We start from the raw sequence: 17,796 nt of genomic DNA on the forward strand, positions 1-17,796 counted from the left end.
CATGAAACGAAATCGCTTGAAGGGAATATCTCGTTTTTTGTCTGTGTTAATGTCAGCTTTTCTTCTGTTTTCTGGAGCAAGCACAGTCTATGCCGCCCTTAAAACAACAGTGCCTTCTGCAAGCACGCAAAAGGTTTCGGCTCCGCTGTTTGCCGAGCCACAGTCCTTGAATCTACCGCACAACACTACTTCATTTTGGTTTCGGATACCAAAGGGAACACGGCTGGGGGAGCAATGCAGTCTTTCCTTAGGCATGACTGCTGCTGAGACGCTGATCGATGACCGCTCCACAGTGACGCTGTTGCTGGGGAATCAGCAGATCGCTTCCGCACGCATTTTAGATATTGTAAAAAAGCAGGGTGGAATGTGGACTGTGCCCCTCCCTGTAAAGGGACTGAAGACAGACGGTACCCTCAATGAGCTTCGGATCGTAACCGCGCAGCGAACCATTCTTGGGGATTGCGCCGACATCGATAACCCCGCCAACTGGGTAAGGCTGGAAACAACATCCCGGCTGAATTTGGATGTTCTGCAGATGGGTGATCCGGTTCTCGGTACTGCGTTGCCCTACATATTTGATAAGGTTGATCAAGGGGATCGACTCTCCGCCGAGTTTATTCTTCCGTCCGGAGGCGATTCGAATGTTCGCTCTGCCATGCTGACGGCTGCCTCTGCCATTGGTGCGGCATATCCGTCAAAAAGCACCGCCAGTTTTGTCGTATCACAAGGCAGTTCCGCCACGACAGAGCAAAATCGCATTCGTATCGGGCTTGGCTCGCAAATGCCTAAAGATATGGCGGTGATCCCTTCTTTAAAAGCGGAGAATGGATATCTTTCTATCGCAAGAAACGATAAGTATGTTGACCTGTCTCTCTACGGAGCAGATGCGACGGGGTTGTCCAAAACGGCTGCTTTTTTTACTCACAATGACTATCTCGCTCAACTTTCTGACAATACCGCCGTAATCTCTACTGATGTACGTAATATCGGAACAGGGTTTGTTAAAAATGAGGATGGGTACTACAAACTCTCTGATTTTGGCTATGACACTTCTAGTCTGGCGGGAGCGTTCCATCAGGAAGTAAACTATACACTAAGACAGCCTCAGGGTATTCGAAGTGGATCAGATTCCTATTTGGAGATTCATTTCCGTCATTCAAAGGCACTTGTGGGGGATACGTCTCTGCTCACCGTGCATGTGGACGGCGAAGCGGTTGGCAGTATTCAGCTTTCAGATTCCAATGCAGAGGGCGGTTCGATCCGGGTTAAAATTCCATCTGCAGCGCTGGACAAAAGTTCCTTTGATGTCAAGATAGAGTGCTACAACTATATAGGCAAAATAGACTGCTCGAAGGATTATTATGATGTTGCGTGGACGGTGATCGACAAAGATTCTGTGGTTTACTTCCAACCGGGGGAGGCTGGAATTTCTCCCACAATCCAGCCGTTTTTAAGCTTTGGAGGGATTTCGGGTGAAAGTTGGCCTAATGCGATTCTTTATACTCCCTCAAATACTTCTAAGACGATGATGGAAGTCGCAACCGGGCTGGTTTGTCGGGCTGGGCAAAATTCCGGTGCATACCGTTGGGAGTACGCAAATAATCTCGACTCCCAACAGAAAGAGTCGGCGGATATTTTAATCCTTGGTACCAATGATAATATTCAAATCCCGGAGGAAATATCCAAACTTCTGAGTGTTGTGCCGCAGAAAGACGGGTTTGTACTTTCCAAAGACGCTGTGGTTTCAGCAGAAGCGCTGCAAAATAAAATTGTAATACAGGTGGTACGTTCTCCTTGGAACTTCTATCGAAAGGTTTATGTCATCACTTGCCCATCCGGCATGGAAGGCATTCTAAAGGAGTTTATTTCGGAACGCAAGACTCTGAATGAACTTAGCGGTACGATATCGTTGGTTGATGAAAAGCAAGAAGTGACCAACGTTACGGCTGTTAACAGTGCCGTCGGCAAGACGACGGAAAATCTTCCGTTTAGCATTGACCGTTTCCTCGGCAAAATTGTTCGGGCCACTGGTGTTTCACGGGGTGGACTTCTCGCTATTTCGATTCTTGTCTTAGTAATCATCTTTTTGATTATTAGAGTCTCCAAAACCCCTCGTCGGTTTGAGAGGGCTAAAAAGAAGATGGAAACGATCAACAAGGATGCCGGAAAAGCTTTGCAAGAGGTTCCCGACGAAATCAAGGATGATTTCAACAATGATGATGGCAGCAGATAGTCTGTCCAAAAAGAGAAGTTGTTAAAATAAGCTGAAAAAAGCAGAGCCAAAGCGAGTGTAAAAACATTCGCATGGCTCTGCTTTTTTATCCATTTAAACTTTGACAAACACCATATGCTCAAGACACGGTATAAAGGGATGTGCAGCCGAAAATAGATGAGGTGTTTGTCGAAAAGATCATACCTGCAGACGACAGTGTGCGGATTTAATAAAATTCAGCAAAGCCCCAACCGGCTTCAGAACATAAATTGAGGCTGTAGCAATTTTCGTTTTGCTACAGCCTCATACATTTTATCTGGCAAAAGCTTCACGAAACCCGGCATGCTCACCAATTCCAGTCAAAGCGCTCAATATCTGTTTCGGTAAGCTCCGTTCCGATTTGCACTTCAATGATTTGTACATCCGTAGCGGCTAAAAATGCGTGCAGACAGCCCTTCTCAATCTGCACCACGTCTCCGCGGCTGACTCGTTTTCTTTGTCCGTTCAGCACTAGGTTGCCCTCACCGTCAATTAAGACCCATATTTCATCACGCATGGCATGGCGCTGGTAGCTGATGGCTGCACCAGCTTTGATAAACAGATGCTTAGTCAGACTGGCAGTGTCTGAAAGCTCGGTACTGTCAATAACGCGATATTCGCCCCAACGGCGTTCCTCGTACATAGGACGTTGGGAGAGAGGAACGTATTCCTTAAGAGAAGCGCTTTTTTCTTTGTCCGCAATCAAAATTCCATCGGAGCAAGCTGCCACAATAAGATTGTTGGTACCTATTGTCACAATTGGAATATCCAACTCATTGATGACATGGGTGTTTTGTACATCTTCGCCCAAAATAGTTTTTCCAATTTGGTTTGTAGAGAGTTCTTCCGTTAAAGAGTTCCATGTGCCGAGGTCTTTCCAAAGTCCATCAAAGGGGATCATAGCGATAGATTTAGCCTTTTCTACCACGGCGTAGTCAAAACTTTCATTAGTCAACTCATCATACCGCGATCGAATATCCTCAAAGCTAGCCGGATGGATTGCCGCTTCGGCAATTTTCATCAAATACCCAAGCCGAAAGGCGAATACGCCGCCGTTCCACATTGCACCGTTCGCAATCATCTCTCGTGCAACATCCTCAGTCGGCTTTTCCACAAATCGGTCGATTTTGCTTACCCCGGCTGCTTGTCCGGATTTCGGAAGCATATAACCATATTTTTCGGAAGGTTCCCGTGGTTTGATTCCCATCAGCACCAAATCGGCAAGGTTGCTGTCGACGGCCTCCGCCATCTGGCGAAGGACATCAAAATACGACGGTTCTGTATAAGTATCTACTGGCATAACCACAACAACTTCTTCTGGAGAACACTTTTTTTCAAAGTGGAGATAAGCAACTGAAAGCACAATGGCGGGAAAGGTGTTTCTGCGCTGCGGCTCTGCAACAATTTCAACCCGATTCCCGAGTTGCCCTAGGATCGCGTCTTGCTGGACAGCGGCGGTCGCCATCAAGATATGATTCGTTTCCAGCTTGGCATTCGAAAGTTGACGATAAACCCGCTGCACCATTGATTCAGGTCTGCCGTTCTCATCGTGCAAAAGCCTTAAAAACTGCTTAGAACGGGCACTGGTTGACAGCGGCCAAAGCCGCATCCCCGAACCGCCGGACAACAGAATAATATTCATATTTTCCACTCCTTGGCTATTTGATCCACTTCCCTTAACTAATTGCCAATGAACCATTTCATTCTTTTTTTAAACGGTTAATCGGTCTAGCGTTTTCTTTTCTGTTTTCGGCCAGTTAAACAGAAGGTATACCTTTAATTTTGGCTCGGTTTCGGAGGGGTGGATCGCCAGCCAGAAACCGTCTATGAATCAATATTTTAGAGCATCCACAGGGGACAATTTGTCCACGTCGCGGAGATAATCAATTAATTCCGTGACATCCAGCATCAAACAGGTATCGAGCTTTCGCAGGACCGACATCGTTTTCACCATTTGCGCCTTGTCCTAAATCCCTGCAAAAAAAGGAATCTAGCACATCCATGTCATATATAATCTATATTTATTATAAAGCTCTTATAAAATATAAGCAAGAGTTTTTTCCCCTCTCCTTATAATGGGCGGTCATCTCACAGAGCAGTCTTTTGCGACCACTGCATCTTTATTCCGGGTGTAAGTTCTACCACATAGCAAAACTTCGCAAAAACTTTACACATCACCCTAGTAAGTCAAAACTTTTTTAGATAACGCCGCATTTTCCTTAAATAGCGGGGCCTATCGCGCCCGTTGCGCCGGTCGAGTGAGTCCGCAACAGCATATTACATTGCTTGGCTGGCAAGGATTACAACCTCTGTATATTCTCATTTCAGGATCAAAACTTTTCATGTATGCTACCCTCATTTTTTATAAAGTAACCCAAAGATTTTGATTAAAATATTGGGGTACATACTATCATATGAAAACTTGAACAAGAGGGCACAATCTGTAAAAATATATTAAGACAAGCGTTGAAAAAAGATAAATAACAAAACAATTGATTTTTAAATTGAAAGAAATTTTTCATCCTTACCAAATTGTTTGTAAGAATTATAAAAAAATGATAATTCAGCGTTAAAACTTTTGAGTGGTGCATCAATTATTCTAATGTAAAATATTTAGGTCAAAAATTTATAAATAAATTGCGAAACATTCCTTGTGAAGGTGGAATATTTCTGATACAATGTTTAAAGCATTTTTAGTATCAATCCAGCAGCTAAAGAGACGGATATACATGAGGACGGGATAACGCGGAGGAAAAAACGTGTTTGATGAGGGCATTGGGAAAATAAAATATAAAATACTGATCGTTGAAGACAGTTTGTTCAACCAGATGATTCTGCGAAGAATTTTGGAGGGCAGTTATACAATTGAAACAGCTACCACAGCGGAAGATGCGCGGGTGAAGGTGCATACGTTTGAGCCGCACCTGATTCTGCTTGATATCATCCTGCCAGATGCAAATGGCTTCGACGTCCTTATGACGTTGAAACAATCCGAAGATACCCAGAATATTCCAGTGATTATTATCACAGGGCTTGAAAGTGATGAGGATGAGGAAAAAGGTTTTCTGCTAGGGGCGGTGGATTATATTAAGCGCCCCTTTAAGAACGCTATCGTTTTGGCGCGCGTGAATACACAAATCCACATTATTAAGCAGATTCAGACAATCGAGCAGCTTAGCCTGTTGGATGGCCTGACCGGGATTGCCAATCGCCGTGCATTAGATATTCAGGTGCAGTATGAATGGAGCCGCGCGGTGCGTGAGCGTAGCTGGTTGAGTATGATGATGCTGGATGTTGATAAATTTAAGGAGTATAACGATACGTATGGTCATCGGCATGGAGATTTTATGCTGCAAACAGTGGCGCAAACTCTAAAACAAGAGCTGGAATCTGTGACGGATTTCTTTTACCGGTACGGTGGTGACGAGTTTGCCATATTGCTGCCTGGTATGGACGCGGAAGGAGCGAGACCCCTTGCGCAAAGATTAGTAACCAGTGTAGGCCAAATTTTGTTTTCCGCTGTTGGAACTCAAAGCCTTTGTTCGCACACCATTAGCTTAGGGTCGGCATCAATACAACCACAGCTGGAACAGCACCCGGCCGTGCTGTTAGAACGGGCAGACAAAAAGCTGTATCTGGCTAAGCAGAACGGGCGGAATCAGGCACAATGCGATTAAAAAGCGCGCAGGGAATAAAATCCTGCGCGCTTTTTAATGGCTTATGATAATATGAAGTGAAAAATCAAGAAGGCAGACAGCTTTAAGCTGTCTGCCTTCTCATATCCCGTTTCCGGGCAAGCTAAAATCAAGTTCGAAAAGAGATTCAAATTACTGGAGGAGCTTCAGAACGTTCTGGGGCTGGGTGTTGGCCTGAGCCAGCATGGACTGCGCAGCCGAAGTCAGAACATTGTTCTTGGTCATCTCCATCATTTCCTTGGCCATGTCCACGTCGCGGACGCGGCTCTCGGCGCTGGTCAGGTTCTCGCTGGTTACACCCAGGTTGTTCACGGTGTGTTCCAAACGGTTCTGCAGAGCACCCAGGTCAGCACGAGTGCCGGAAACCTTATTAATCGCGCTCTCGATGGTCTGGATGGAAGCTAGAGCGTTATCCTGAGAAGAAACATCGACGGTTGTAATACTTAATCCCTTAGCGCTCATATCACCAATGCTCAGAGAAACCTGCTGATCAGCCGAAGCAGAAGCACCGATCTGCAAGGTCAGCGCCTTAGCACCAGCCTCAGATGTAGAGGGCTTGGAAATAACTAAAGTAGTATTAGTACCAGATTTGATCGAAGCATCGATGCCATGCTCTTTCAACTGTGCTGCAATCGAAGAAGTTGAATCAGCATTAATGGTCTTACCATCATCTGTATAAAGACCAATATAACCGGATTCTGCTTTTTCACCTGTTTTCAGTAACTGGAATTTCTTTCCGTCGATTTCCATAGTGAAATCACCGGACTTAGCTACTGTAACACCACCTAACGCAACTTCTGTCGCAGCGTCTTTACCTATGGTTACAGAACCCGCACTTCCACCAGTAACAGCAGCGGTTATTTCAGTCTGGGCAGTCTTCAAAATCTCAAACTGGGAATCTCCTTTTTCCTTTGCAGTAAAAGTGATATTGGCTCCAGAATTAGTAATATCAAAGTTATCAACCAGATATTTTGCAGCAGCATCGGTACTTGCATTAAGCTTAGAGAGAATATCTGTCGCGGAAGCAGCCGCAGTTGCTCCTGAGGTGTAGCTAAGGCTCAGTTTCTGTGCCTTTCCATCAGCGTCCAGATAAGTCATCTCAAAAGTACTTGCCTCACCAGCAACAGGAGTGGACTGTGCGCCGATAGTAATTGTCTGAGTTTGTGCCGTAGCATTAACAGAAGAAGTAGTAGAAGCAGTAGCTCCTGCATTTAGAGTTTTAATGCTAGTAGCACCTTTGGCATTACTCAAAGAACCATCCAGCAGGTTGATCTTGTTGAAGTTAGTAGAGGTGGAAATTCTGTCGATTTCGCTCTTCAGAGCTTCCACTTCTTTGGTGATATTCTCACGGTCAACATCGTTCTGGTAGGTACCGTTGGAGGACTGGGTAGCCAGCTCCTTCATTCTCTGCAGAATGGACTGGGTCTCATTCAGAGCGCCCTCAGCTGTCTGTACCAAAGAAATACCGTCGTTGGCGTTGCTGCTCGCCTGATCCAAGCCGCGGATCTGGGAACGCATCTTCTCGGAAATCGCAAGACCGGCAGCGTCGTCGCCCGCACGGTTGATTCTGTAACCGGAAGAGAGCTTCTCCAAGTTCTTCGCAACGGTGTTGTTGTTGATGCCCAACTGTCTGTTCGCATTAATCGCGGAAATATTGTGTTGAATACGCATAATTTTTTCCTCCTGAAATTTTGTTTTGTCCGCGGGAGAATTTCCTGCGGCTGTAAGAAAAGGACATCCATGTCCTTACCTTTGAATTTATGCATCATTCTGCCGGGCGGGCCCTGCCCGAACAGAAGAGATACCAATGTAAGAAGCGTTTTCGTTTTTTGGTTCTAATCTATATTTCGGTGCTGATTTGGAAAAGTTTAGCACCTAATTTAGAAATTTTAAATTATTTTTGTTTTAAAAGATCCTTCAGCTCAGCCAAAGTCTGGGCCTGAGGGCGCTCACCCGCCTCACGGTTTAAGGAAGCGGTTTCCAGCAGCTCTTTTCGGGTAATGCGAACCTCTTTCGGCGCATTGATCGCCAATTTCACCCGGTCGCCGCTGATTTCTGAAATATGAATTTCAATATTGTCGCCGATGAGGATGGATTCCGATACTTTTCTGCTAATTACCAGCAAAGCGGTTCCCTCCTTCGCGTTAGCGGTCGGCAAAAAGCCGGTAGCGCAGAGGATACTCCGCATCCTCTAGGATCACCTGCTTTGCCTGCTGATTGTGGATGTTGATCACGATCGGGGCTTTCAGGTTCACCACGGAATCTGAAAGGGGAGAACGAATCACTGTAATTACCAAAAAGCACAAGTCCTCCGGCCGAGGGTCGCCCAGCACTTCCAAATCCTTTCGGGAAAGGCTCGGATTATACGCTTCACTGAGCGTGAAGGGGTCCATGACAATAAACGATGGAATCTGGCTGTCGTTGGCGGCCGTCAGGCTCCACAGAACATTGTCTTCATCCTCATGGAACAAAAGATATTCATGAATTTCCTCAAAGCCCAAAAGGCCCTCTGGAAAAGTAATGATATTGCGGGATTCCAGATTTTCCATATTCGCTTACTCCTGTCAGGTCATATAGTCAATAAATGATTTACTCAGTATTTTTGTACCCATCGAGAGAGCCGCGTTATAGGCATACTGCTGCATGTAGTAATCCATAATGGCGTCACCCGGGTCTACATACTCAATGTCCTGCGAGCGCTCCAGCAAGGCATCACCCATTGATTCTAGGTTTGATTTCATTGTGGTTAAGAAGTTCGATTTGGAACCGGATTCCGTAATTTTCCCAAGCAGAGCATCTCCCTGCTTACCAAACTGGTCGAGATAAGGCTGAATGTTGTCCATGGAAAAATCGTCGCTTTTCAACTGATCCGCAATCTGACCCATCAAAGTGTACAGATTGCTGGAAACCCCGTTACTATCCTGCCCATACCCCATAAAAGAAAGGCCGGGAATCGCTGAATTAAACGCACTCTGTGAGTTGATTGTGGTGCTGCCGTTTCCAGCGGTGGTTTTCAGACCCATTCCCAGATTGACGAGTACCTCTTCGTTTGCAAGGGAGGCAAGCCCGTCCTGACCGATGGAGCTGGTCAGAGAGGAGGAAACGATCTCCTGATAGCCTCCGGCACCATTTGGAATGGAAACGGAACGGTTCATATCGCCCGTAATACGAATATTAGAGAAATCAATATCCTGATATCCTTTAATCAGGTTTAACAAATCCTGATTTGTTTTCACTTTGGAAAGATCGGTTTCGATCGTAATCATTTTATTTGCGGTGGAAACGGAAATTTTAGTGGGATCGGTAGAAGCGGTTGTACCTTTTACTTTTAAGACAAAACCATCTACCGTTGTAACAGTATCGCCTTCTACCGAAGCAATCGCATTGCCGGCAGAATCCTTTAGCGTGCTGCCATCCAGATTCAGTTCAATCAGCGTCCCGTTAAAATTAGCCGCAGGGCCATTCTCCAGCTTGCCGGTATTTACATTAATTCCGCGGTATAACAGGGCTCCATCATCGTTAACGGAAAAAGGTGCCTCGGACATTTCAGTGCCACCGAATACATATTTTTCTGCAAACTTTGTATTGAGGGGGGAGAGGAACGCCTGCTGCATCTGGCGCATTTTATCGGCGATGATCGTGCGGTCACTTTTCGACATCGTGCCGGTGATGGCCTGAATGACGTCGCCGCTTTCCGCACTGCTGACGATGCTGTAAACAGACTGCATCGCGCTCTGAGCCGTCATTAGCTGACTGTCTACATCGCCCAAAGAATCCTGATAGGTTTCGTTTTCAGCCTGTTCCCGGCGCAGCCGGTAAAGCTTTGTCGCGGCAAACGGATTCTCGGAAGTTTTATCAAAGCTGCGGTATGTGGTCGCTTTTTGGGCCGCTGCGTTGAAGTTACTCAGCGAGGTATTCAAATTTTTCGAATATTGTCCGGCAATCATGCCCATTGTAATTCTCATGATGCGTTACCCTCCATTCTTTTAATATCAGCGGCCAACAACACCCATGTTGTTGATGATGGTGTCCATTGCTTCGTCCATTGTTGTCATAAATCGAGAGGAAGCCGTAAGGGCCTGATTGTACATCACCAGGTTAATCCCTTCTTCGTTCAAATCCACAGCAGAAATCGAAGCTTTTTGGGTACTGATGTTATTTAGATTTGATGTATATGTTTTGTTCGCGCTGGTAGCGGTTTTAATATCGAGACCAAGGGTAGTGGACACCTTCGATACATAGGAACTCGGGGAAGTGGTAAACAGTGAAATCCCATCATCGGTAGAAAATGTCTTTTCCTTGGAGAATTGAAGCACCATGTACAGAATGTTTTTTCCGCTCTTGGAGTTGTCAACACCTTCCAACGTCTCATCCTTTGTGGCCGTGATGTAGTTTCCCGTCGCTTTGCTCCATTCGTCAGAAATCGAAATATTTGCCGCGGTGATGGCTGTTCCCGTGCCGTCGCTGGAGGAGAACAAAGGCTTTGCAACTGTGGTGGTGGTCGTCTTTGTGGAATCGTTCGGGTCGGTGATGGTCGTAGTGACCGCGTTGACGTCGTTCATGGTTTTGGCCAGATCCTGTGCGAGCTTGTCTACAATCTTTTCATAGTAGCCGATTCCGCGGGTAGTAGTCGGCAAGGCATCTGTGGTTACGTCTACAGACGGACTGCCCATTTGGATCGTGCCGCCTGAATGGGCGTCGAATTCACCGCTGTCATTCAGCATGGAAAGGTATCCGCCGAAAACGCCGGTGGTCAGATCGTCATTAAAAACATGAGTTGTGCCATCGGTATTTTCTATCATCTCACCGTTAAAGTCCCGCATATGTACGGAAACATTCAGGTTCTTTGTCTTATATACATAAGAGTTTCCGTCGGCACCATCTCCGGAATATTCAATCTTATCCTCATTCTGAGCAGCCTCAAACTGAACGTACTGGTCGTTGTTGATGAGCGGAACACTGGAGTTTCCGCTGACAAGATTTACCTGCATTTCTTCCACAGTTCGTCCAGCGCCAATCGAAACGGAGGAACTCGAAATCCGAATGTTGAACTGTTGACTAAGCTGATCCAGTAAGCTGTTGCGCTGATCGCGCAGCTCGAGAGCCGGAACCTGAGAAATGTCGCAGCTTTTAATTTCCTTGTTCAGCTCGGCAATATTCTGCAACAGACTGTTGGCTTGGTCGACGCCGGAGCTTAAAAAGGAATCTGTCTCCTGCTTGCGCACCTGTGACAGCTGCTCGGCGGCATTGTGAAACGCCTGCGTCAGCAGAAGGGAAGAGTTTTTCACAATGGTTTCGAGGTTGGTGTCGGAGGGAGAACCGGCCAAAGTATTCAGCTGCTTAATTAAATCAGTGATCTGGCTGTTAATACCGTCTGTACTGATCTCATCAAAAATATCTTCCACGCTGCTCAGTGTGTTTACTTCCGTGCCGGATTTCGAAACCTTTCCGCTTTCCAGACGATAACGCACATCCAAATAGGGGTCGCGCAGCTGAGAAACGCCGCTGGACTCTACGCCTCCGCCAATCGCCAGATCTGCTGCGTTGGCATACCGCATGTTGTTGCCGGAAGAAGCGACCGCATAAGAATCCAAACGCTGCCGGGTGTAACCGGTAGTGTTTACGTTAGACATATTTTGTCCGGTAATCCGCAGGTTGTACTGTGCATTTTGGATACCGCTTCGTGCCACATAGTAAGAAGAAAAGCTAGACGCCATAATCTTGCGCTCCTTATCCTTATACTTTTTTTGAAATAAAGCCGGTAGAATTCGATTCTTCCCTGGCCTTTGCATCATATTTTTTTTGCAGTTCAGGCTGTTTTTTTATTTTCTTCAGCGCCGCATCCACTCGTCGCAGCCTCAGCTCAGTCAGGTAGTTGCAGCGCAGATTTATTTCCTTCAGCTCCATAATCATGGCGGAGAAGTCGTCGAACAATTCTTCGCCCTGCTTCCGCACGTCGGGATCAAAGTGGGGAAGAAGCTCGCGGAAGGTAGACACTGAAACCTGAGTCCGCTGCATCAGCCGTTCACGCTCAGCTTCCATCCCTCTGGATTTCAGCATAAACACTTCTTCTGCTTTCACATGATCGTTCAGCTTGTCGATCTGCCCCTGAGAAATGTCCTGGTATTTTTGCGTTTCCAAAGCGAAAAACTCCTGAAAAAGCACCAGATAACGGCTTAGAAAGTCAACGAATTCTTCCGATAATGCCCGATCCATTCTATCGCTCCTTGCTGTTGGGGTACAACGGCCCTGAAGGCTGTTTTATTGTAAAAGAAAGATCCGGCCAGTCAGACATTCTGATCCAGCAAAAGACCGGCCAACTCGTAAGAGTCTACTTTATAGTCTCCAGACGCAATCCTGGATTTCAGTTCTTCCAGATACTCTGCGCTTTTTTCCTGATGCAGGCTAGTAACAATTTGCTCCTTGGCCTGTACAAGAGTGGGGCGCTCCGCCTGAGAGCGCTGAGAAATTTCAATGGTGTCGCGTCTGGACGAAGCAGAGATTTTATCCAGCTTTGCTCCGTTAGTTTGCTGGCGGTTCAGCTCGCTGTTTTGTGCCATTTTATTCACATAGCCGCTGTTAGCCGTATTTGACACGTATCCTTGATTCTCAATTCTCATCATTTTCACCTCATACCAATAATATCGGCACAACGATACAACAGTTTAGCAACTTTTTTGGAAGTCGAAGATTATTTTTTCATGGGTTCCAACAGCAATGGCCGTATTTTTATTAGGTTAGTATTGCATTTTTAATCATGTCTCCTTTTTTCTTTCTCTTTATACATTAATTAGTATACTTTTGCTCACAAAAATACTTGGAAAAAATGTAGGAATAATAAGTTAAATTTTGCAGAAATAAGTTGACTATTGTCTAATCGATGTATATAATTAGTTTAAATCCAGTCACAAAAACTTAACAGTTTATACAAAACTGGGAGATGAATAAGACTCAAATTGTTCTTCTTTTTTTTTTGAGGTTTTTTAGAGTGCTTTCATAAAATCGGCTCGGAAAGTGAGAGATGCATAATGGATTGGCTGAATAGTGTTCCAATAAATCTTCTAACTAAAGATTTGGACGGGCTTTGGCTGCGGCAGCAGGCAATTTCCGGTAATCTGGCGAATTGGGAAACCCCCGGCTATAAAAGCAAGGAGGTAAGCTTTGAAGAAGAACTGCAGAAGAGCCTTTCTTCCCAATCAGAGCAAAAAAAATCGGAGATGCTGCACGCGATTGATGATACACAGCCGCAGGTAACGGTTTCACAGGCTTTATCTCAGCGAATGGATGGCAACAATGTGGACGTGGTTCAGCAGAATACCGAAATAGCCAGAACACAGTTTAATTACATGTATTCGATGCGGGAACTTTCTGATTATTTTTCGCGGCTGCGTTATGTAATTACAGACGGTAAGGGCTAACAAATTGCAGAAAGGACTGAATGTGTTTGGCTTTTTTAAGTTCTTTGGATATCAGTGCGTCTGCTTTGACGGCGGAACAGTTCAGAATGGACGTTATATCGGAAAATATGGCGAATGCGTCAACTACACGTACGGAAAACGGCGGACCGTATCGCAGAAAGCTGGTTGTACTGCAGACGCAGGGAGAAGATCAGTCCCGTTTTCACCGCATTTTTCAAAGCCAGCTTCAGCAGCGGGCCGGCCAGGGAGTGCAGGTTGCGCAGGTTGCGGAAGATACCAGTGATCTTACGCCGGTGTACGACCCAACAAACCCGGATGCCAACGCTGAAGGCTATGTCATGATGCCGAACGTGGACCCGGCGAAGGAAACCGTGGACATGATGGCGGCTACCCGGGCCTATGAAGCAAATCTGACAATGTTCAATGCTGTGAAAAATATGGCTGCGAAAGCTTTGGAGATGGGGAGATAAAGCACTATGATGATAACACCGATACAGCCGATCAAATCTCTGGAGGCACTTGATCAGGCCACTACGGCCGTGGATAAGGCGCAACTGCCTTTTCAATCTCTGTTTCAGGACGCGGTAAACAATGTGAAGGAAACGGATCAAGCCGTTCAGAATGAGGTGTATAAGCTGGCTACCGGCCAATCTGATAACCTGCATAATATCGTGATCGCATCACAAAAGGCAACTATGTCTGTTCAGCTTTTGGTTCAGCTGAGAAATAAGGCGCTGGACGCTTATAACGAAGTTATGAGAATGAGTGTTTAGTATTCCGGACTTTTCGGTCGCATTTAATACTACATTTGTTTTGGAAAGGCGTCTGTCAGGGTGAACCATGAATGAGCAACTAAAAAAATATATTGAACCAATTAAAACTTTTTGGAACAGTCAAACCAAAAAAAGAAAAATTATTTGGATCAGTGGTTTAGCGGGAGTCGTATTGATCGCCGTGCTGGCCGCATATTTACTGAACCGCCAGCCGTTTGTTGTGCTTTACCCAGGGTTGGAGCATCAAGAAGCCGTTGAGGTGATGACTGAGCTTGGGAATCGCAATATCAACTATCAGGAAAAAAACGGCACGATTCTGGTGCCGAAGGATGAGGAAAACGCGCTTCGCATGGATTTGGCGAATATGGGTTATCCGAAATCCGCACCAAATTACGACTTCTTTACTTCGAATACCGATGTGATGACCACGGATTACGAAAAAAAGACGATTGAAAAATATCAGCTGAATCAAAGGCTGGAAGCAGTCATTAAAACACTCGACGGTGTGAAGAATGCCAACGTGACCATCAGTATCCCGGAAGAAAACAGCTATGCTTGGAGTCAGGATTCCGCAAAAGCCACAGCGTCTGTTTCCGTTACTCTGTACGGAGATAATTCGCTCAATTCCAAGCAGGTCAACGGCATCAAGCAGCTGGTTTCCAAAAGCGTACCTAACCTGACCGTGGAAAATGTAGCGGTGATTGATACCTCCAGCGGTGAGGAACTGGGAAGCACCAGCGACGGCAGCAGCCAGGTTGATCTTTCCCAGTTTAAAAGAACCATCGAAAAGGCTTATGAAAACGATGTGGAAAGCAGCGTGATGAAGGTGCTTGGCCCTGTTTTCGGAGCCAGTAATGTTGGAATCACTGCCAAGAGCGTGATGGATGTTGATAAAAAAGTACAGGAGATCATTACCTATAAGCCATCATCAGAAACCGGAAATACAGGCGTGGTCGGCGAATCGTCTCAAGCGACGGAGCAAGAGCGCGCAAGTAGCGCCGCAGGCGGCGCAGCTGGCGCAGAAACCAACTCTGACATTACTACTTATCCCGGTGTAACGGTGGATGGCAACACGATATATGCAAAGGATCAAAATTCGTATAAATATCTGGTCAGCCAAGTAAAAGAGCAGGTCCAAGGGGATGCGGCAAGCATCAAGGACATGACCATTTCGGTCGTTATCAATCAGGAAATGATGAACGATACCCAGCGCACGCAGGTTGCGTCGTTGGTGGCGCATGCCGCCGCAATTGATCCTTCCAAGGTGGTGGTGTACAATGCTCCGTTTGCGGAGAAGACAACCACAGAAACAGCGTCGAATGGGCTGATTACTCCTGAAATGACCCGAATTCTGATCTTTGTCGGAATCGGTGCGGCGGCTCTGCTTCTCCTGATTGTCGTTCTCTTGACAGTTTCAAGGGCTAGAAAGAGAAAAATGGTGGCGGCCGAAGGCGAAGAGATTCCGCTGCCTGAGGACTTCTATGAGCTGACACCGGTAAGCGGTCAGAATCCGGAGGAAGTTGCGGAGGTGGATCCGGAAGCCGTGGCGAAAGAAAAGGCGAAAAAAGAAGCCGAGGATGTGCTTCGGAGTAAAAGAGAAGCTCTGGAAGCTCTGGAAAAATCCCGTGAAGTACAGTCGGGCAAAGAGCAAGTTTTGCGCGGCAAGCTGAAAGATTTTGCTGCTCAAAATCCTGAAATTGCGGCCCAGTTGATTAGAACATGGCTGAGGGGTGATGACTTTAATGAGTGAGACGAAACTGGCAGGACCTCAGAAAGCCGCATCTGTTATTGTTTCAATCGGCGTTGAAAATGCTTCGAAAATCTATAAATATTTAAAAGAAGACGAGGTAGAGCAGCTCACCTTTGAAATTGCGAGGCTCGACCAGCTTTCCGCTCAGGACGTGGAGGACACGCTAGACAACTTCTATCAGGTCTGCCTGACGCAAAAGGTGATTACGGAAGGCGGCGTGGAATATGCACGCAACGTTCTGGAAAAGGCGTATGGCACACAGATGGCCACTTCTTTGTTGGAGAGGGTTACGCGCAATTTAAGGACAAAGGTTTTTGAATTTATCCGCAAGGCGGACTATAAAAACATCATCGCGATCATTCAGAACGAGCACCCGCAAACAATTGCCCTGATTCTTTCTTATACGAGTGCGGATCAGGCGGCCAGTGTGATTGGGGAACTGCCCAAGGATGTCCGGCTTGAGGTTGTTGAGCGAATCGCGATGATGGACCGAACCTCTCCGGAGATTGTCAAAATTGTGGAACAGAACCTTGAAAAGAAATTCTCCTCGCTTATGTCTTTGGATTTCACCGAAATTGGCGGCGTCAATTACATTGCGGATATCATGAACAATATGGACAGAGCGAACGAGAAGTATATCTTCGACGAGCTGACCCGCAAGGATGCGGCCTTGTGCGAAGAAATCCGCAAGAGGATGTTCGTATTCGAAGACATCACCGCTCTGGACGATATGTCTATTCAGCGCTTTTTGCGCGAGGTGGATTCCAAGGATCTGGTTTTTGCTCTCAAGGGAGCCAACAAAGAGGTGGCAGAAACCATTTTCAAGAATATGTCTTCGCGTTCCAGCGAGAGCGTTCGCTCCGACCTGGAGTATACACACAATGTCAGGCTGCGTGACGTGGAAGAAGCGCAGCAGCGCATTGTTGGTGTTATTCGCCGTTTGGAGAGTGAAGGCGAGTTAGTGATTGTAAAGGGCGGAAAGGATGAGTTTATTGCCTAACGTCATCAAAGTTACGCAGTATACCGATTCTCGTATGCGGGCGGCCAGTCTCTCGGAGCTGGCCTCAAGCCAAAAGCACAATGAGGCGGTAGAGGTTTCCACGGTGTGCAAAAATGCCGGACAGAGTCAGGAAGCCATTTTGCAGGAGGCTTTGGAGCAGGCGAAGAACATCATGGAAAATGCCCGTAGCTATACTATGAATCAACTTCGGGATTCCGCGGCACAAATGAATGAGGAAGCGTCCCGCATCAAAGCCGCGGGGTTTCAGGAGGGCTGTTCCCGGGGCCGCACCGAAGGCTTTGAGCAGGGCCGTAAGGAAGGCTATGCGCGGGGCTTTGAGCAGGGTTTGCAAGAAGGCCGCGGGGCTGGAATCCGCGAGCTGCAAGAGCAATCCGATCAGCAGCACGAGGAGCTTGCTCGTCTGATAGAAGACCTTGAACAGAGCAAATTGCAGATTCTGGAGAAATTTCAGTCGGGGATTGAAACGCTGTCAATGCAGATTGCCCGCAAGGTGCTGCACCAGGAGATCAGCGACGGAATTGCGGTTCCTGCGATTGTTTCCGGCGTTCTGGAGGAATATCACGATCAGGAATGGGCGTGCATTCATGTTTCTCCCAAAACCGCAGAGCTGCTCCAGTCTGATTCTCAGCTGATGGAACGGTTGCAGTCGGTTTCGAAGAATCTGCGCATTGTTTCTTCCGCTTCGCTGGAGGATTCAGATTGCCAGATCGATCTGCCAGACCGTCAGCTGGATGCCGGAGTGCAGACACAGCTCAAAGAAATTTCCTACGAACTTCATTTATAGTATTTCATGAATACTAGCTTTCAGTGAACATAAAGATTCTTCTCTTATCTTTGGTGGGCGAAGAATACAGAAACTTAAAAATGAATGCAATAATTTTTAGATTG

The 17,796-nt window shown here is 46.5% G+C and carries 17 protein-coding genes; 8 read left to right on the plus strand and 9 right to left on the minus strand.

Annotated features, from left to right (window positions below; genetic code table 11):
- Position 1: 1 nt before the first annotated feature.
- Entirely contained in the window at positions 2–2,233 is a 2,232-nt protein-coding gene (locus QOS46_RS03110) for a cellulose biosynthesis cyclic di-GMP-binding regulatory protein BcsB (RefSeq protein ID WP_283607231.1), read from the plus strand.
- Between the two features lie 325 nt (positions 2,234–2,558).
- On the opposite strand, the gene QOS46_RS03115 is transcribed toward QOS46_RS03110, so the two are convergent.
- Together QOS46_RS03115 and QOS46_RS03120 are read right to left on the minus strand one after the other, a co-directional pair.
- A complete protein-coding gene (locus QOS46_RS03115; RefSeq protein WP_283607233.1) occupies positions 2,559–3,893 on the minus strand; it encodes a sugar phosphate nucleotidyltransferase in 1,335 nt (444 codons plus the stop codon).
- A gap of 189 nt (positions 3,894–4,082) precedes the next feature.
- A complete protein-coding gene (locus QOS46_RS03120; protein ID WP_283607235.1) occupies positions 4,083–4,205 on the minus strand; it encodes a hypothetical protein in 123 nt (40 codons plus the stop codon).
- Positions 4,206–5,010: 805 nt separating this feature from the next.
- On the opposite strand from QOS46_RS03120, the gene QOS46_RS03125 reads away from it, so the two are divergent.
- Entirely contained in the window at positions 5,011–5,928 is a 918-nt protein-coding gene (locus tag QOS46_RS03125; protein ID WP_283607236.1) for a GGDEF domain-containing response regulator, read from the plus strand.
- Between the two features lie 150 nt (positions 5,929–6,078).
- Here QOS46_RS03125 and QOS46_RS03130 read toward each other — a convergent pair whose 3' ends face one another.
- The 7 genes from QOS46_RS03130 to QOS46_RS03160 form a co-directional block, all read right to left on the minus strand.
- The gene (locus QOS46_RS03130; RefSeq protein WP_283607238.1) at positions 6,079–7,617 is read right to left on the minus strand and encodes a flagellin N-terminal helical domain-containing protein; all 1,539 of its coding nucleotides are present in this window, start codon (positions 7,615–7,617) and stop codon (positions 6,079–6,081) included.
- Between the two features lie 223 nt (positions 7,618–7,840).
- Complete coding sequence (gene csrA, locus QOS46_RS03135) at positions 7,841–8,071, minus strand: carbon storage regulator CsrA (protein WP_283607240.1); 231 nt, start codon at positions 8,069–8,071, stop codon at positions 7,841–7,843.
- Positions 8,072–8,090: 19 nt separating this feature from the next.
- Positions 8,091–8,495: a flagellar assembly protein FliW gene (fliW, locus tag QOS46_RS03140; protein WP_283607242.1), complete on the minus strand. Its 405-nt coding sequence runs from the start codon at positions 8,493–8,495 to the stop codon at positions 8,091–8,093.
- Between the two features lie 15 nt (positions 8,496–8,510).
- Entirely contained in the window at positions 8,511–9,911 is a 1,401-nt protein-coding gene (gene flgL, locus QOS46_RS03145) for a flagellar hook-associated protein FlgL (RefSeq protein ID WP_283607244.1), read from the minus strand.
- A gap of 27 nt (positions 9,912–9,938) precedes the next feature.
- Positions 9,939–11,663 carry a flagellar hook-associated protein FlgK gene (flgK, locus tag QOS46_RS03150; RefSeq protein WP_283607246.1) on the minus strand — a complete coding sequence of 575 codons (1,725 nt, stop codon included), beginning with the start codon at positions 11,661–11,663 and terminating at the stop codon, positions 9,939–9,941.
- A gap of 19 nt (positions 11,664–11,682) precedes the next feature.
- Entirely contained in the window at positions 11,683–12,162 is a 480-nt protein-coding gene (locus tag QOS46_RS03155; RefSeq protein WP_283607248.1) for a flagellar protein FlgN, read from the minus strand.
- Between the two features lie 71 nt (positions 12,163–12,233).
- Positions 12,234–12,569, minus strand: a complete 336-nt coding sequence (locus QOS46_RS03160; RefSeq protein WP_283607249.1) for a flagellar biosynthesis anti-sigma factor FlgM — start codon at positions 12,567–12,569, stop codon at positions 12,234–12,236.
- 405 nt (positions 12,570–12,974) lie between these two features.
- On the opposite strand from QOS46_RS03160, the gene flgB reads away from it, so the two are divergent.
- The 6 genes from flgB to QOS46_RS03190 all read left to right on the plus strand — a co-directional run bounded on the left by flgB (position 12,975) and on the right by QOS46_RS03190 (position 17,692).
- Positions 12,975–13,364, plus strand: coding sequence for a flagellar basal body rod protein FlgB (gene flgB / locus QOS46_RS03165; protein ID WP_283607252.1), 390 nt, complete (start codon positions 12,975–12,977; stop codon positions 13,362–13,364).
- A gap of 26 nt (positions 13,365–13,390) precedes the next feature.
- Positions 13,391–13,834: a flagellar basal body rod protein FlgC gene (gene flgC, locus QOS46_RS03170; RefSeq protein ID WP_283607254.1), complete on the plus strand. Its 444-nt coding sequence runs from the start codon at positions 13,391–13,393 to the stop codon at positions 13,832–13,834.
- 6 nt (positions 13,835–13,840) lie between these two features.
- Positions 13,841–14,137 (plus strand): flagellar hook-basal body complex protein FliE, encoded by a 297-nt coding sequence (fliE, locus tag QOS46_RS03175; RefSeq protein ID WP_283607255.1) that lies wholly within the window; start codon positions 13,841–13,843, stop codon positions 14,135–14,137.
- Positions 14,138–14,204: 67 nt separating this feature from the next.
- Complete coding sequence (gene fliF, locus QOS46_RS03180) at positions 14,205–15,887, plus strand: flagellar basal-body MS-ring/collar protein FliF (protein ID WP_283607256.1); 1,683 nt, start codon at positions 14,205–14,207, stop codon at positions 15,885–15,887.
- Positions 15,880–16,887: a flagellar motor switch protein FliG gene (gene fliG / locus QOS46_RS03185; protein ID WP_283607258.1), complete on the plus strand. Its 1,008-nt coding sequence runs from the start codon at positions 15,880–15,882 to the stop codon at positions 16,885–16,887. The genes fliF and fliG overlap by 8 nt, the downstream gene beginning before the upstream one ends.
- A complete protein-coding gene (locus QOS46_RS03190) occupies positions 16,871–17,692 on the plus strand; it encodes a FliH/SctL family protein (RefSeq protein WP_283607260.1) in 822 nt (273 codons plus the stop codon). Before fliG ends, QOS46_RS03190 begins: the two co-directional genes overlap by 17 nt.
- The last annotated feature ends 104 nt before the right edge of the window (positions 17,693–17,796 follow it).

It is taken from the genome of Faecalispora anaeroviscerum (assembly GCF_947568225.1).
GTDB lineage: Bacteria > Bacillota > Clostridia > Oscillospirales > Acutalibacteraceae > Faecalispora > Faecalispora anaeroviscerum.

Bases quoted from the DNA above. Each gene is read 5' to 3' on its own strand.
- fliF (WP_283607256.1), top strand. From the start codon at position 14,205: ATGAATGAGCAACTAAAAAAATATATTGAACCAATTAAAACTTTTTGG.
- QOS46_RS03130 (WP_283607238.1), bottom strand. From the start codon at position 7,617: ATGCGTATTCAACACAATATTTCCGCGATTAATGCGAACAGACAGTTG.
- fliE (WP_283607255.1), top strand. From the start codon at position 13,841: ATGATGATAACACCGATACAGCCGATCAAATCTCTGGAGGCACTTGAT.
- QOS46_RS03110 (WP_283607231.1), top strand. From the start codon at position 2: ATGAAACGAAATCGCTTGAAGGGAATATCTCGTTTTTTGTCTGTGTTA.
- flgB (WP_283607252.1), top strand. From the start codon at position 12,975: ATGGATTGGCTGAATAGTGTTCCAATAAATCTTCTAACTAAAGATTTG.
- QOS46_RS03160 (WP_283607249.1), bottom strand. From the start codon at position 12,569: ATGATGAGAATTGAGAATCAAGGATACGTGTCAAATACGGCTAACAGC.
- QOS46_RS03115 (WP_283607233.1), bottom strand. From the start codon at position 3,893: ATGAATATTATTCTGTTGTCCGGCGGTTCGGGGATGCGGCTTTGGCCG.
- flgK (WP_283607246.1), bottom strand. From the start codon at position 11,663: ATGGCGTCTAGCTTTTCTTCTTACTATGTGGCACGAAGCGGTATCCAA.
- QOS46_RS03190 (WP_283607260.1), top strand. From the start codon at position 16,871: ATGAGTTTATTGCCTAACGTCATCAAAGTTACGCAGTATACCGATTCT.
- fliG (WP_283607258.1), top strand. From the start codon at position 15,880: ATGAGTGAGACGAAACTGGCAGGACCTCAGAAAGCCGCATCTGTTATT.
- fliW (WP_283607242.1), bottom strand. From the start codon at position 8,495: ATGGAAAATCTGGAATCCCGCAATATCATTACTTTTCCAGAGGGCCTT.
- QOS46_RS03155 (WP_283607248.1), bottom strand. From the start codon at position 12,162: ATGGATCGGGCATTATCGGAAGAATTCGTTGACTTTCTAAGCCGTTAT.
- flgL (WP_283607244.1), bottom strand. From the start codon at position 9,911: ATGAGAATTACAATGGGCATGATTGCCGGACAATATTCGAAAAATTTG.
- QOS46_RS03120 (WP_283607235.1), bottom strand. From the start codon at position 4,205: ATGGTGAAAACGATGTCGGTCCTGCGAAAGCTCGATACCTGTTTGATG.